General features: G+C 71.6%; 12 protein-coding genes. 5 read left to right on the forward strand and 7 right to left on the reverse strand.

From position 1 onward, the window contains the following. Positions 1–14 precede the first annotated feature (14 nt). The 3 genes from OG241_RS45355 to OG241_RS45365 all read left to right on the forward strand — a co-directional run bounded on the left by OG241_RS45355 (position 15) and on the right by OG241_RS45365 (position 4,449). Entirely contained in the window at positions 15–1,151 is a 1,137-nt protein-coding gene (locus OG241_RS45355; RefSeq protein ID WP_405824364.1) for a C40 family peptidase, read from the forward strand. 258 nt (positions 1,152–1,409) lie between these two features. After that, a complete protein-coding gene (locus OG241_RS45360; RefSeq protein WP_405824366.1) occupies positions 1,410–3,464 on the forward strand; it encodes a phosphocholine-specific phospholipase C in 2,055 nt (684 codons plus the stop codon). 76 nt (positions 3,465–3,540) lie between these two features. After that, on the forward strand, positions 3,541–4,449 hold the full coding sequence (locus OG241_RS45365) for a phospholipid scramblase-related protein (protein ID WP_405824368.1): 909 nt from the start codon (positions 3,541–3,543) through the stop codon (positions 4,447–4,449). 93 nt (positions 4,450–4,542) lie between these two features. Here the strand turns inward: OG241_RS45365 and OG241_RS45370 are convergent, their stop codons facing one another. After that, a complete protein-coding gene (locus OG241_RS45370; protein WP_405824370.1) occupies positions 4,543–5,586 on the reverse strand; it encodes a hypothetical protein in 1,044 nt (347 codons plus the stop codon). Then, entirely contained in the window at positions 5,583–6,380 is a 798-nt protein-coding gene (locus OG241_RS45375) for a phosphatase PAP2 family protein (protein WP_405824372.1), read from the reverse strand. The genes OG241_RS45370 and OG241_RS45375 overlap by 4 nt, the downstream gene beginning before the upstream one ends. 253 nt (positions 6,381–6,633) lie before the next feature. On the opposite strand from OG241_RS45375, the gene OG241_RS45380 reads away from it, so the two are divergent. Beyond that, positions 6,634–7,245 carry a TetR/AcrR family transcriptional regulator C-terminal ligand-binding domain-containing protein gene (locus tag OG241_RS45380; RefSeq protein WP_405824374.1) on the forward strand — a complete coding sequence of 204 codons (612 nt, stop codon included), beginning with the start codon at positions 6,634–6,636 and terminating at the stop codon, positions 7,243–7,245. A 189-nt stretch (positions 7,246–7,434) separates the two neighbouring features. Here the strand turns inward: OG241_RS45380 and OG241_RS45385 are convergent, their stop codons facing one another. Beyond that, entirely contained in the window at positions 7,435–8,442 is a 1,008-nt protein-coding gene (locus OG241_RS45385; protein ID WP_405824376.1) for a DUF2510 domain-containing protein, read from the reverse strand. Positions 8,443–8,942: 500 nt separating this feature from the next. On the opposite strand from OG241_RS45385, the gene OG241_RS45390 reads away from it, so the two are divergent. After that, the gene (locus tag OG241_RS45390) at positions 8,943–11,624 is read left to right on the forward strand and encodes an ATP-binding protein (protein ID WP_405824378.1); all 2,682 of its coding nucleotides are present in this window, start codon (positions 8,943–8,945) and stop codon (positions 11,622–11,624) included. A 40-nt stretch (positions 11,625–11,664) separates the two neighbouring features. On the opposite strand, the gene pcaD is transcribed toward OG241_RS45390, so the two are convergent. The 4 genes from pcaD to pcaH are packed head-to-tail and all read right to left on the reverse strand — an operon-like array spanning position 11,665 to position 15,510. After that, complete coding sequence (gene pcaD, locus OG241_RS45395; protein ID WP_405824380.1) at positions 11,665–12,792, reverse strand: 3-oxoadipate enol-lactonase; 1,128 nt, start codon at positions 12,790–12,792, stop codon at positions 11,665–11,667. Beyond that, positions 12,789–14,150, reverse strand: coding sequence for a 3-carboxy-cis,cis-muconate cycloisomerase (gene pcaB, locus OG241_RS45400; RefSeq protein WP_405824382.1), 1,362 nt, complete (start codon positions 14,148–14,150; stop codon positions 12,789–12,791). The genes pcaD and pcaB overlap by 4 nt, the downstream gene beginning before the upstream one ends. Further along, entirely contained in the window at positions 14,147–14,737 is a 591-nt protein-coding gene (pcaG, locus tag OG241_RS45405) for a protocatechuate 3,4-dioxygenase subunit alpha (RefSeq protein WP_405824384.1), read from the reverse strand. Before pcaG ends, pcaB begins: the two co-directional genes overlap by 4 nt. Further along, a complete protein-coding gene (gene pcaH, locus OG241_RS45410; protein ID WP_405824386.1) occupies positions 14,737–15,510 on the reverse strand; it encodes a protocatechuate 3,4-dioxygenase subunit beta in 774 nt (257 codons plus the stop codon). Before pcaH ends, pcaG begins: the two co-directional genes overlap by 1 nt. Between the last annotated feature and the right edge of the window lie 6 nt (positions 15,511–15,516).

The following is a 15,516-nucleotide window of genomic DNA, read 5'->3' on the forward strand; positions in this document are numbered from 1 at the left end:
GAAGGAAGAGTTCCTTGATGATCAGCAGCACGCGCCGCCGGACCAGCGGCGCGCTCCTGGGGGCCTCGGTCCTCGCCCTGTCCGCGTTCTTCTCCGCGCCGGCCCACGCCGCGCAGGACGCCACCTGCGGCGTCCTCGCTCCGGGCGCCTCGGCCACCGCGCAGGCAGCCGTGAACGCCGCCTGTTCGCAGATCGGCGTCTGGTACAGCTGGGGCGGCGGGCACGGAGCGTCGCCGGGGGCCAGCTACGGCTACTACGACGGCTCGGACCCGGACAGCCTCCACGACAACGAGCGCAAGGGCTTCGACTGCTCCGGCCTGGTGCGCTACGCGTACGCCCAGGCCACCGGCAGGGACCTGCTCAACGGTACGGCGAACGACCAGTTCAACAGCTCGCAGGCCTCGGCCCGCTTCTCCGCCTCGCAGGGCAGCGCCCCGCTGCTGCCGGGCGACCTGATGTTCTGGGGCAGCGGGCATATTCACCACGTCGCCATGTACCTGGGCGGCGGGCAGATGGTCGAGGCGTACGAGTCGGGCACTCACATCAGGGTCGCGCCCGTGCGCACCGGCGGCGACTACGCGGGCGCGATCCGGATCAACGGTTCGGGCACTCCCACTCCGCCGCCCGCGAACGGCGGTACGACCTTCGAGACCTGGGGCACGGGGGTGCGCACCCACCGCACGCCGAGCGTGGGCGGCGCGGTCGTCGACACCTTCGCCGGACCGACCCAGGTGTCGGTCCAGTGCCAGCAGCACGCGGAGAGCGTGACCGCCGAGGGCTACACCAACGACATCTGGTCCAAGCTGGCCGACGGTTCCTGGATGACGAACATCTACATCAAGGGCCCGGCGTCGCTGCCCGGCATCCCGGACTGCGGCGGCAGCAGCACCCCGCCGCCGTCGAGCGGCAGCAAGCCGTTCCAGACCTGGGGCACCGGGGTGCGTACGCACAGCGAGCCGAACGTCAACGCCGGGGTGGTCGACTACTTCGCGCAGCCCACCACGGTCAACGTGGTCTGCCAGGCGCACGCCCAGACGGTGACGGCCGAGGGCTACACCAACGACGCCTGGGCCAAGCTGACGAACGGTTCCTGGATGACGAACATCTACATCAAGGGCGGTGCCTGGCTGGACGGCGTCCCGACCTGCTGACGCACGGACGTCCCGTCCCGGGTCGCCGGAGGCTCTCCTCCGGCGACCCGGGACGCCGTCCGACGGTGGGCGCGGCGGGGGAGAGACCGTGGGGAGCTCTTGGGCCGGCCTTGGCCCATCCCTCATCTCACGTACCGACGACCTTCACACGGATGCCACCGGACCCTTCCGTGCCGTTCGGTACCCCTGGGAAACTCCAGGCGCGCATTCCGTCACGTTCCACCCAATGCCGTCATCAGGACGAGAGGCCATTCCCCCATGCCCGAAGTCAACCGGCGCCGCTTCCTCCAACTCGCGGGCGCGACCACGGCGTTCACCGCGCTCTCCAACAGCATCGAGCGTGCCGCCGCCCTCCCCGCGAACCATCGCACCGGGACGATCAAAGACGTCGAGCACGTCGTCGTCCTCATGCAGGAGAATCGGTCCTTCGACCACTACTTCGGCTCCCTGCGCGGCGTCCGGGGCTTCGGCGACCCGCATCCGGTGACGCAGGCGAACGGCAAGTCGGTCTGGCACCAGTCGGACGGCACCAAGGACGTGCTCCCCTTCCACCCGGACGCCGACAACCTCGGACTGGCCTTCATCCAGGACCTCCCGCACAGTTGGAGCGACGGGCACGTCGCGTTCAACAACGGCAAGTACGACAAGTGGATCGAGGCCAAGTCGTCGACGACGATGGCCTATCTGAACCGCGAGGACATTCCGTTCCACTACGCGCTGGCCGACTCCTTCACCGTCTGCGACGCCTACCACTGCTCGTTCATCGGCTCCACCGACCCGAACCGCTACTACATGTGGACGGGCTACACGGGCAACGACGAGCTGGGCGGCGGCCCCGTACTCGGCAACGACGAGGTGGGATACGGCTGGACGACGTACCCGGAGCGCCTCGAGAAGGCGGGCGTGTCCTGGAAGGTCTACCAGGACGTCGGTGACGGGCTCGACGCGGCCGGTTCCTGGGGCTGGATCCAGGACGCCTACCGGGGCAACTACGGCGACAACTCGCTGCTCTACTTCAACCAGTACCGCGACGCCAAGCCCGGCGACCCCCTCTACGACAAGGCCCGCACCGGCACCGACGCGCGCAAGGGCGAGGGCTTCTTCGACCAGCTCAAGGCCGACGTGTCAGGGGGCAAGCTGCCGCAGGTCTCCTGGATCGTCGCCCCCGAGGCCTTCACCGAGCACCCCAACTGGCCCGCGAACTACGGCGCCTGGTACATCGCCCAGGTCCTGGACGCGCTCACCTCCGACCCCGAGGTGTGGGCGAAGACGGCGCTGTTCATCACGTACGACGAGAACGACGGTTTCTTCGACCACCTCGTGCCGCCGTTCCCGCCCGGCTCCGCCGCACAGGGCAGGTCGACGGTCGACGTCGGCCCGGACCTCTTCAAGGGTGACAGCAAGCACGCGGCCGGTGCCTACGGGCTCGGGCAGCGGGTGCCGATGCTGGTCGTCTCCCCCTGGAGCAAGGGCGGGTTCGTCTGCTCGGAGACGCTCGACCACACGTCGATCATCCGGTTCATGGAGAGCCGCTTCGGGGTACACGAGCCCAACATCTCGCCCTGGCGGCGCGCGGTCTGCGGCGATCTGACGGCCGCCTTCGACTTCTCCCGCAAGGACGTCAAGCCCGTCGCCCTGCCCGGCACCGACGGTTACCTGCCGCCGGACAAGAACCGCCACCCGGACTACGTCCCGACGCCGCCCGCCAACCCGGTCCTGCCCCGGCAGGAACGCGGCCTACGCCCGGCCCGCCCGCTCAAGTACGCCCCGTACGTGGACGGTTCGGCAGACCTGGCGGCCGGAAAGTTCACGCTGTCCTTCGCCTCCGGCGCCCACGCCGGCGCCTCCTTCCTGGTGACCTCCGGCAACCGCACCGACGGTCCGTGGGCGTACACCACCGGAGCCGGCAAGACCCTCTCCGACACCTGGAACTCGGCGTACTCCAAGGACGCCTACGACCTGACGGTGCACGGCCCGAACGGCTTCCTGCGCGTCTTCAAGGGGCACGGAAAGGGCGCCGCCGGACCCGAGGTGACCGCACGGCACGTCGGCGACGACCTTGAACTGACCCTCACCAACAAGGGTGCCAAGGCAGTCGAGTTGAAGCTGAGCAGCGGGTACGGGGGACACGCGCGCACGATCCGGGTGCGGGCCGGCGCGGTCGTGAAGCACCGGGTGGACCTGGGTGCCAGCAAGCGGTGGTACGACCTGACGGTCACCTCCGAGGGCGACGCGTCGTTCCTGCGCCGGTTCGCCGGGCACGTGGAGAACGGCCGGGCGGGTGTGAGTGATCCGGCGATCGTGACCTGCTGACGGGCGGTACGGGGCCCGGGGTACACCTTGACCGGTACATGGTTGTCATCCAGCCACGTCACGGTAGTGTGCCCCGGTGACCACGCAATCGAACATACCTGCAGGTTGGTACGCGGATCCGCACGGAGCGCCCCAGACGCTCCGGTACTGGGACGGTTCCCAGTGGACCGACCACACCAACACCGACCAGCAGCAGGCGCAGCAGCCCCAGGCCCAGCAGCCGCAGGCGGCGCCGGTTCAGCTGCCGCAGCAGGGATTCGGTCAGCCTCAGGGCCAGCTCCAGAAGGGCTTCGGCGCTCCGCAGCCGGCGGCTCCCGGTGCCGATGCGCGGGTGCAGCAGCAGGTTCAGCAGCAGGCCGGGGTCGCTGGGGGCGGGGCGGGCGGCGGCACGCTGTTCACCGAGCCGGTGCTGGTGGTGAACCAGAAGGCCAAGCTGATCGAGGTGACCAACGAGTACAAGGTCATGGACCAGCAGGGCCGGGACCTCGGCTCGGTCGTCCAGGTCGGACAGAGCGTCCTGAAGAAGATCCTGCGCGTGGTCTCCAGCCTCGACCAGTACATGACGCACAAGCTGGAGATCCGGGACGCCCACGGTCAGCCGGTGCTGCTGCTGACGCGCCCCCGGAAGTTCATCAAGTCGAAGGTGATCGTGCAGCGTCCGGACGGTTCGCCGGTCGGTGAGATCGTCCAGCAGAACATGATCGGGAAGATCAACTTCGCGATCAACGCGGGTGGGCAGCAGGTCGGCGCCATCAAGGCGGAGAACTGGCGGGCCTGGAACTTCAGCATCGTCGACCACGCGGAGAACGAGGTCGCCCGCATCACCAAGACCTGGGAAGGTCTGGCGAAGACGATGTTCACGACCGCGGACAACTACGTCCTGCAGATCCACTACCAGCTGCCCGAGCCCCTGCTGAGCCTTGTGGTGGCGACGGCGCTGACCGTCGACACGGCGCTGAAGCAGGATTCACGAGGCCTGGGCTGACCGGTCGGTTCACAGTGGGCGGGTCGGTTCACAGAGACCGGCCGAAGCCCCTGTTCACAGGTGTGTTCACAGGGGCCGGGCGGTTCACGCGGTTCACAGTGACGTGAGGTGTCCCGGCTGCCGGGGCATCAACGACGGTTCGACGGGCGCCGGGTGGGCCTCCAGTGCGAGGACCGACACCACCGGATGCTCCTCGTCGTCCAGGACCGAAGCCGCCGATGCCTGTGCCGATGCCGCCGCCGATGCCGATGACGGAATCACGATGCGCTCCGGAGACACTGCGACCGCCGTGTCCGGGACCGGCTCCGTGACCGGGGCCGGGGTCGCCCGCGACAGGGTCACCACACCCCACCCCGCGAGCCCCGCGCCGACCAGCGCCAGGAGCAGACCGGCCGCGCCGCCCTGGAGCCGCTCGCCGAGCAGCGTCAGGCCGATCACCGCCGCCGCGACCGGGTTGGCCAGCGTCACCAGGGCCAGCGGACCGCCGAGGCCGCCCCGGTAGGCGGTCTGGGACAGGATCAGGCCGCCCGCCGCGAACGCCGCGACCAGCAGTGCCACCCCGATCACCTGCCAGCCGAGCAGCGGACCCGAGCTGTCCGTCGCCGCGACCGTGACGGTCTGGGTGAGCGCCGAGGCAACCCCGGACGCGATCCCGGACGCGCTCGCGTGCCGCAGGCCGGGCCGGGCGCCGGGGCGGGCCAGCACCCCGATCAGGGCCATCGTCGTACCGGCGACCGCGAGGGCCTCCGGGAGGCTCAGGATGTGGTCCGGCGCCGGACCGGACGCCGTGACCAGGATGGCCGCGAGGCCGAGCAGCGTCAGCGCGGTACCGCGCCACTCCACCGCGGTGACCCGCCGGCCGGCGACCCGCGCGCCCAGCGGCACCGCGGCGACCAGCGTGAGCGCGCCCAGCGGCTGGACCACCGTGAGCGGCCCGTACTTGAGCGCGACCACGTGCAGCAGCGCGCCCCCCGCGTTGAGCAGCACCGAGCCCCACCAGGCACCGGACGCCAGCAACCGGCCGATCCCCGCGTCGGCATTGCGTGAGGCGAGCCGTTCCTGGGCGACGGCCGCGGCGGCGTAGGCGACGGCGGAGAACAGGGAGAGGGCGACGGCGGCGAGCGTGGCGGCGTTCATCGTCCCGCTCCCACGAGGACGGGCTCGTCGACCGGGGTGAGCCTGCTGCTGTGGCTGGCGGTCGACCGGGTGCGGTGGGGCAGGTGGACGACGGCGAGGGCGATGCCCAGCAGGGCCGAGGCCACGATCGCGTCGAGCCAGTAGTGGTTCGCCGTGCCGACGATCACCAGCAGCGTCACCAGTGGATGCAGCAGCCACAGCCAGCGCCAGCGTGAGCGGGTCGCGACGATCAGGCCGATCGCCACCATCAGGGCCCAGCCGAAGTGCAGCGACGGCATGGCCGCGAACTGGTTGGACAGGGTGTCGGCCTCGGGTGAGGCGCCGTAGACCGTCGGTCCGAAGGCCTGGCCGGTGTCGACGAGGCCCGCCTCGCCGAGCAGTCGCGGCGGGGCCAGCGGGAAGGTGAGATGGATCACCAGGGCAGCCCCGGTGACCGCGGCGAGGACCCGGCGGGCCCAGACGTAGTGCGCGGGGCGCCGCAGATAGAGCCAGACCAGGAAGGCGACGGTGGCCGGGAAGTGCACGGTCGCGTAGTAGGTGTTCGCGACGTGCACAGCGGTGTCGTTGTGCAGCAGCGCCGACTGCACGGCGCCCTCGCCGGGGAGATGCAGCGCCCGCTCCCAGTCCCAGACGCGGTGCGCGTTGTGGAAGGCCTCGGCGGTGTGCCCGGTCGCCAGCTGCCGGCCGAGTTTGTAGACGAGGAACAGCCCTGCGACCAGCAGGAGTTCACGGACGAGCGGCGGCCGTCGTATGCCGGTGGGCTCCGCCTTGGCAGGCTCGGTGCTGGCTTTCATCCCCCGGCCCTTTCCCTGAGTGGCGCGTCTGCGCACGTGTTGCGTGATGGGCGGGAACTCGTCTGTACGGGCGCTCGTCTCATCGATACGTTGGTGTACCGATACGAGAGTGTACCGAAACGAATCCGTACCGGTACACTGGCGTATCGATGGACTTACGACACACTGGAATCGGGAATAAGCCACAGAGCAGCCCGACAATCAGACAACCCCGACAACAACGACAGCACCGCCAGGGAAAGGGAGCGCAGTCATGACGTCGCAGGCCGCGGAGGGACCGGAACCGGTCGTCGCCTCCCGCCGCTCCAGGATCACGCCCGAGCGTGAGCAGGAGTACTTCGACGCCGTGCTCGTCCAGATCCGCGAGTGCGGATACGACGCGCTGACCATGGAGGGCGTCGCCGCCAGCGCGCGGTGCAGCAAGTCGACGCTCTACCGGCAGTGGAAGACCAAACCGCAGTTCGTGGCCGCGGCGCTGCGCGCCAACCGGCGCGCCCGCTTCGCCGTCGACACCGGGTCCCTCGGTGGGGACCTGCGGGCGGCGGCGCGGGCCACCGGCGCGTCCTCGGGCAGCGACACCCAGCTGATGCAGGCTCTCGGCCACGCCGCCATGCAGGACCCCGAGCTCCAGCAGGCGTTGCGCGAGGCGATCGTCGAACCGGAGCTGGCCGCGTACCGCGAGATGATCCGCCGCGCGGTCGAGCGGGGCGAGGTCGCCGCCGACCATCCGGCGCTGGAGTACGTACCGGCGCAGATGATAGGCGTCCTGCGGGTCCGCCCGGTCCTGGAGGGCCGGTACGCGGACCCGGAGTACCTCGTCGGATTCGTGGAGGCCGCGGTGCTCCCCGCACTCGGCGTCACCTGAGACGCAGGCCGCCGTCCGTGGCACGCCCGGACGGTGACCTGTCCGCGCCGACCCGTGGGGACGGGGGCGGCGCGCACCCCCCGGCCGGGTGGGGTTCCTCTTGAGCGGAGAGGCGCCCCACCCGGCCGATCCACCTCCACCCGCACCTCGTGGCCGTCCGGACGGCTGTCCGGAGCGCGGACCGGCGGATCAGACGTTCGTCCCGCTGCCGCCGCCCGTCGAGACCTTGATACCGGCGGTGATCTGGTCGATCACCGCCTCCTTCTGGTCGGCGTCGACGCCGAAGCGGACGACGACGATCTGCCGGGGGTTCGCCGGCGCGGGGAAGGCCAGCGACTCGACGATGCCGTCGGCGCCCTTGCTGGTGACCGCTTTCCAGCGGACCAGATAGCCCTTCTGCCCGGCCACGGTCACCGCCTTGGAGGCCAGGACGTCGTGCGAGGTGATCTTCCCGTAGGTGGTGCCGCCGTAGGACTCCTCGGCGTTCGCCGAGATGTCCGCCTTGGCGACCGCCTCGGCCGTGCTGCCCGAGGTGCCCAGCGCCAGCGCGGGCGCCGAGTACGCCCCGCCCTTGGTGCACGACTTCGTCGTGTCGCCCGGGCACTTGTAGGAGCTGTCCGAGGTGACCTGGCCGCCCACGGCGATCTGCTGGCCGTACCAGCCGTCGGGGATCGGGATGCTGATCCCGTTGGTCGCGTCGGGCACGGAACCGCTGTCGATCTTCGGGCTCTCCGAGGGCTCGGACTGCTGCGGATCCGGCGTCTGGCCGCCCGGGCCGCCGCCGGTGCCACCACCGGGACCGCCCTGGCCGCCGCTGTTCTGACCGCCGCCGTTCTGGCCCCCGCCGTTCTGTCCGCCGGTGCCGCCCGGGCCGCCCGGCACCTGTGAGCTCACATCGCTGCCGCCGTCGTCCTTGGTCAGCGCGTACACGCCGCCGCCTATGCCGGCGAGGACGGCGATCGCCACCGCGACGGCTATGCCGGTACGCAACCCGCGCCGGGCGCCCGTCGGCGGATGCTCCGGGTACGCCGGATAGGCCCCGCCGGTGGCCAGCACCGGTGGACCCCAGGCGGGGGCCGAGCCCTCGGGACGGGTCTGTTCCGTCCATGTCCTGCCGTCCCACCAGCGCTCGGTGGCGGGGCTGTCACTTGTCTGCCCGGGGTCGGGATACCAGCCGGGGGGAGTCTCCTGCGTCATGCCCCCACCGTATGAGGCCAGAGTGAAAGGCGGATGAGAGGAGTGGCCTTTCCGCCGGGAAAGGCGCGGAATGGCGGGCCGAGATGCCGAGAAAGCGGGATACGAGAGGTCAGGGCCCTACGCCCTCTGCCACGCGGACCGAAGGGGAATGCCAGTGCGAATGATGGTGGCGTCCGCGTCGGCCTCTCCGTCGCGCCGCCCCCGTCGGGGTGAAGAGGGGAGCATCCCGGTGATCCTCTCCAGGGGTGCGGACAGGGCGGCCCGCAGAGGCACAGCCCCTCGAAGGCGCACTTGCCCGGGGATGGCAAACCAGCCCCGTATCAAAGGATGTTGACGGTCCATCACCTCGACGACGGCTGGTGGCGGGCCCGCCGCGTCGCCCTGCCGCCCTCCTTGTCACTCGTCCCGGCACTACCTGGACGGACCCGCCTCCACCGCGACAGTCGGACGGCTACTCTCGGGTTCTGTACGTCGTTCAGGCGACTTGGGGAGGTAGCGGGATGACGGAGGAACGGCCCGGGACGGCCGGCTCTGCCGCCCTGTGGGAGCGCGACACACAAGTCGCCGCCGTCGACCGGGCGATCGACGCCCTGCGCGCCGACAGCGCCTCCTCGGGCAATCTGCTGCTCTTCACCGCCGAGGCGGGCCTCGGCAAGACCGCGCTGATGGCCGAGACCCGGCGCATCGCCGAGCGGCGCAACTGCACGGTGTGGTCGGCACGCGGCGGCGAGACACTCAAGTCTGTCCCCTTCAACGTCGTACGGCAGCTGCTCCAGCCCGCTCTGGTGTCCCTGATGCCGGAGGAGGCCCGCGAGTACCTCGGCGACTGGTACGACATCGCCGGCCCCGCCCTCGGCATCACGGAACCCGGCGACCGGCAGGCCGACCCGCAGGGTGTGATCGACGGCCTGGTCGCGGCCGTACGACGGCTCGCCAAGCGGGACTGGCCGCTCGTCCTGCTCATCGACGACGCGCACTGGGTCGACCAGGAGACCCTGCGCTGGCTGTCCGCGTTCGCCGAGCGGCTCGACGACCTGTCCGTCCTCGTCGTGGTCGCCCGCAGGCCAGGCGAGGCCACCGGCGCCCGCGCCGACCACCTGGCAGCGATCGCCCGGGCGGCAGGACCCGTCGCCACGCTCGACGCGCTCACCCCGACAGCCGCCGCCGGTCTCACCCGCACCACCCTCGGCCCACACGCGGACGCCCCGTTCTGCCGCGAGGTGTGGGCGGTCACCGGTGGCAACCCGTACGAGACCGTCGAACTCCTCGCCAAGGTCCAGGACGCCCGGCTCGCCCCGGTCGAGGCATCCTGCGGCCGGCTGCGCGAACTCAACAACGCGGCACGCGGCGGTGGCCTCGTCGCTCGCCTGGAGGACCTCGGCGTCGAAGCCACCCGCTTTGCCTGGGCGGCGGCCATTCTCGGCACGGGCATCTCCGTGGACCTCGTGGCCCGGCTCGCCACCCTCAGTTCCAACGAGGCCTACCGCTGCGCCAACCTCCTGTGCGGCGCCCGCATCCTCACCGAGCCCCATCTGATGGCCGGTCAGGTCACCGACAGCGAGCTGGAGTTCGTCCACCCCCTGATCGCCACCGCCGTCTACGACTCCATCCCGGACGGCATGCGCACCGCCATGCACGGCATCGCCGCCCAGGTCGTCACCGAGTCGGGGCTCGGCGCCGCCGCGGCCTCCCACCATCTGCTCCACGTCTATCCGGACGACGACGAGGAACTCGTCGACCAGCTGCGCGAGGCGGCCCGCGAGCACCAGGCGGTCGGCGCCCCGGACGCGGCCCGTCGCTGTCTGGAGCGGGCCCTACTGGAACCGCCCCGGCCCGAGAGCCACGCGCACGTGCTCTTCGAACTGGGCTGCGCGACCCTCCTCACCGCGCCCGCCACCACGATCCGGCACCTCCAGACCGCTCTCTCGATGCCCGGCCTGGAGGGTGACCTGCGCGTCGACGCGATTGTCCGGCTCTCGCAGGCCCTGCTGCACAACGGCCAGTCGGAGGACGCCGTCCGTACGGTCGAGGCGGAGGCCGCACGGCATCAGCCTGGCCCCGCCCGGATGCGTCTGCAGGGCGTGCAGTTCATGATGGAGGGCCTCCTCGGCGGCGATGTGACGGTGCCGGGCCGCTCCGAGCGCCTCGCCGACCTCGCCCGCCCCTGCACCGGCCGGGACAACTCCGAGCGCGCGCTGCTCATGCTGCGCGGCTTCGACGCCATGTCGCGCGGCGAGAACGCGGAGGAGGTCGTCGAGGTGTGCGACCGCGCCCTCGTCAACGGCCGTCTCGCTCCCGGACTCGGCTGGACCGACCCCGAGTGGGGCATCGAGCTGCCGATGATGCTGGCCTGCGCTTACGCCTACACCGACCGGCTCGACCGCGCCGAGGCGCTCTACATGGACGCCTTGCGGGCCTACGAGACGGCGGGCTGGAGCGGCGGCCACCTCTCCCTCGCCCATGCGTACGTCGGTCTGGGACACCGCAGGCGGGGCCGGCTCAGAGAGGCCGAGACATCGCTGCGCGAGTCCCTGCGGCTGGCCGAACGCGTCGGGCGCGGCCTGCCCCTGTACTGGTCGGCGACCTGCAACCTCGTCGACACGCTGCTCGCCCGCGGCCATGTCCAGGAGGCCTGGACGGTCGCCGAGCAGTACGGGTTCGCCCCGCCCTACCCCTCCACCATCGTGCTGCCCGAACCCCGTGCCGTACGCGGCAGGCTGCTCATCGCCGTCGGCCGCAAGAAGGAGGGCATCAACGAACTGGAGGCCGCGGAGAAGGCGGCCACCGGGCGCGGGTTCCACAACCCGGTGCTCGCCACCTGGGCTGTCGACCTCGCCCGGGCGCTGGCCACGGAGGACCCGCTCCGGGCCGCCGTGCTGGCGGCCGACGCCCGCCGGTACGCCGAACGCTTCGGCACGGACACCGCCATCGGCGAGGCCCTGCGCTGCGCGGCGGCCCTGGAGACCGGCCAGCGGGCGGTACGCCTGGCCCACCAGGCGGTCGCCTACCTGGAGTCCTCACCCTGCCAGTACGAACACGCCGCGGCCCGTGTCGAGTACGGCATCGCTGCCCGCTCGATCGCCGAGATCCAACGCGGCCTGACGCTCGCCAAGTCGTGCGGCGCGGACGGCCTGGTCGCCCAGGCGCGGGACGTCCTGGAGGGCGGACGGGGACTGCGCTGACCGGCGGGGCGCCCGGTCGTCGTACCTACGACCACCGGGGTCACTCCGCCGTGTCGTCCTCTTCCGCGAGGACGCGTTGCGCCGCGGCGAACGCCGAGTTGGCCGCCGGGACTCCGCAGTACACGGCCGTCTGGAGCAGTACCGCGCCGATCTCCTCGGGGGTCAGCCCGTTACGGCGGGCCGCGCGGACGTGCATCGCCAGCTCGTCGTAGTGGCCGTGGGCGACCAGCGCGGTGAGCGTGATCATGCTGCGCTCACGCCGGGTGAGCGTCGGGTCGGTCCAGATCTCGCCCCACGCATAGCGCGAGATGAAGTCCTGGAAGCGGGCCGTGAAGGGCGTCTGCCGTGCCTGCGCCCGGTCCACGTGCGTGTCGCCGAGCACCTGCCGGCGCACCTCCATGCCCCGCCGGGGAGCCACCCCGAAGTGCGGGCGCAGCGCGGCCAGCACTGCCTCCGGGCACTGTGCGACGGCCAGGTGCGAGGCGCCCGGCAGTTCGACGAGCGTGGCACCCGGCACGGCGTCCGCGATCTCCCGCAGGTGGGCCGGGGGAGTGGCCGGGTCCCGTCGTCCGGCGACGAGCAGTGTGGGCACGCCGATCTCGGCCAGCCGGTCACGCAGGTCGAAGGCGGCGAGCGCGTCGCAGCAGGCGGCGTACGCGTCCGGGTCGGCGCTCCGGTGATCCGCGACCAGCTCCGGCACGGTGAACCCGGGCGTGAACCAGCGGGCGTCGGCACTCTCCGCGAGCCCGGCAAGCCCCTCGCTCCGTACCAGCGCGGCCCGTTCCTCCCACGGCTTGCTGCCGTTGAAGTGGGCCGAGGAGCACAGGACGGCGAGCGACGACACCCGCTCCGGGTGGTGGACGGCGAGATACAGGCCGACCGCACCGCCCAACGACACGCCCGCGTAGGCGAATCGGTCGATGCCGAGCGAGTCGGCGAGCGCCAGCACGAGCGCCGCCAGATCACCGACGGTGGCCCCCGGCCCGATCAGCCCGGGCGCCGAACCCCCGTGCCCGGGCAGGTCCCAGCGGACCACCCGGTGGGTGACGGACAGCTCGGGTGCCACCTTGTCCCACAGGGCGTACGACGTTCCGAGCGAGGGCCCGAGCAGCAGCGGGGGAGCGGTGGCGGAGCCCTCGACACGGTGGTGCGGCAGTCTGTCGGTCACGGTCGCTCCAGAGCACGGTCGGTGAGGGCTCCGGCGGAGCCGGTGTAACGGGCGGGTTCGGTCAGGTCGTTGAGGGGCAGGTCTCGCAACTCCGGCTCCTCGGCCAGGAGTTCGGCGAGTGTCCGGCCCTCGGCGTGGGTTCGGGCGGCCACCTGGGTGAGCAGCTCCTTCGCACGGGCGCGGCCCAGTACGGGCGAGAGTTCGGCGGCCAGCCGCTCGGAGACGATCAACCCGTGTGTGATGCCCAGGTGTTGACGCATGACATCCGGGTGCACGCGCAGCCCCTCTGCCAGCTCCACGGCGTCCCGGGCCGCGCCCCCGGCGATCCGGAGCAGCTCCCTGAGCGTCTCCCACTCGGCGTGCCAGGCACCCGCCGGACGCTCGTCCTCGGCAACGAGCGCGCCGTACAGGGTGGCCGCGAGCTGCGGTGCCCGCCGGGCCGCGGCGGCGATCAGCGTCGACCGTACGGGATTGGCCTTGTGCGGCATCGCCGACGAACCCCCGCCGCTGCCCTCGGAGACCTCGGCGATCTCCGTCCGGGCCAGCGTCAGCACATCGGCGGCGAGTTTCCCGAGGGCGCCGGCCGTGAAGGCGAGCGCTCCGGCGAGATCCGCGACCGGGGTGCGCAGGGTGTGCCAGGGCAACAGGGGTTCGGCGAGCCCGAGTTCACGGGAGTAGGCGGCGACCAGGGCCCGGGTGTCGACCGGAGCATCACCCGCGCCGAACACGGTGAATGCGGCCAAGGTCCCGGCGGCGCCTCCGAGTTGGGCCGGGAGGCTGTGGCGTACGGCTGTCACACGGTCCCGGGCGTCCAGGACCAGGGAGCGCCAGCCGGCCACCTTCAGTCCGAAGGTCGTCGGTACGGCGTGCTGGGTGAGCGTGCGGCCCGGCATCGGGGTGTCGCGGTGGACGGCTGCCGCGCGGGAGAGCGCCCGTGCGGTGCGGTCGAGGTCCGTACGGATCAGGTCCAGGGTGCGGGAGGCGACCAGCATCGTCGCCGTGTCCAGGATGTCCTGGCTGGTGGCACCCCGGTGGACGTACGGCCCGTACCGCGCGCCCACCGCAGTCGTCAGGTCCGCGACCAGCGGGATCACCGGATTGCCGCCGGACCGGGCGCGCAGCGCGATCGACCGGACGTCGAAGCCGGAGTCGTCACCCGCTGCCGAGCCGACCGCCGTGGCCGCTTCCTCCGGCACCAGCCCCAGCCCGGCCTGCGCACGGGTCAGCGCGGCCTCCGCGTCGAGCAGCGCCCGCAGATAGGCGGTGTCGCTCGTCGCGAAGGCCGCCGGGGAACCGGCCCACCCGGGGGAGAGCAGGCCGGTGTCGGCATCGGACTCGGCATCGGCAGGTGGTGTCACTCGAACTCCAGGAAGACCGTTTCGCCCTCGCCCTGAAGGCGGATGTCGAAACGGTACGTGCGCCGCTCGCCCTCGGCGGCGACCAGCGTGGCGCGCCGTTCGGCCGGCAGGGAGTCGAGCAGTGCGTCTGCGCCGTCCGCGAGATACGCGCGCGTGTACAGGTGGGTCAGCAGGCCGCGCGCGAACACGCACACGCTGATGTACGGCAGCCCGGAGTTGCCCGGCGGCAGCGTGTACAGCGCGTAGTGCCCGTCGGCGTCGGTGGCGACCCGCCCGAAGCCCGTGAAGTCGGTGCCGTTGCGGCCCAGGAAGCCGCCCGTCACCGGGTCGCGGCGCAGGGAACCGGGGGCACCGGTGAGGGAGCCGTCGGGCGCGGCCTGCCAGAACTCCAGCAGGGCGTCGGGGATCGGGTTCCCCTCGCCGTCCAGGACGTGACCGTGGAGGGTGATCGTGTCCGGGTGCCCCTTGGGCGCCACCTGCTCACCCTCGGGAAAGGGGAGGGCGTAGCCGTAGAAGGGGCCCACGGTGTGGGACGGGGTGGGGAGAAGGTTCGCCGGGGAGAGGGGCGAGGCGGGGGAGACGCTCATCAGTCGCGGCCTTCTTCGATCCAGGTGGCGGAGGGACCGTCGAGGACGATGTCCCACTCGTAGCCGAGTGAGAACTCGGGCTGGGACAGGTCGTGGTTGTATGCGGCGACCAGACGGGCCCGGGCGGCCTCGTCGGTCACCGAGCGCAGGATCGGGTCGTAGCGGAACAGCGGGTCGTTCGGGAAGTACATCTGGGTCACGAGGCGCTGGGTGAAGGCCGTGCCGAAGACGGAGAAATGGATGTGCGCGGGGCGCCAGGCGTTGGTGTGGTTGCGCCACGGGTACGCGCCCGGCTTGATCGTGGTGAACCGGTACCGTCCCTGATCATCCGTCAGAAGGCGTCCCACACCGGTGAAGTTGGGGTCGAGCGGCGCCGGGTGCTGGTCCCGCAGATGCGCGTACCGGCCGGAGGCGTTGGCCTGCCACAGCTCGATCAGCTGACCGCGCACGGGGCGCCCGTTCCGGTCGAGGAGCCGGCCGGAGACGGTGATGCGCTCGCCGAGCGGCTCGCCCTGGTGCTGGATCGTGAGATCGCTGTCGATCTCGGTGATGTCGGTGACCCCGAACACCGGTCCCGACAGCTCGACCGTCTCCGGGTCCCCACCGCTCACCGCGACCAGCGGCTGCTTCGGGTACCGCAGCACCGAGCTGCGGTAGGGGGCGTAGTCGCGCGGCGGATGGTTCTGTACGGGGGCGCCTTCGGCGACCGCCTTGTCGTAGGCGTCCTGGAGGTCACTGACCTCGATGTCGATGTCCGACTGGGAGAGAGACATGGGGAG

The sequence above is a fragment of the Streptomyces sp. NBC_01390 genome (genome assembly GCF_045040105.1).
GTDB lineage: Bacteria > Actinomycetota > Actinomycetes > Streptomycetales > Streptomycetaceae > Streptomyces.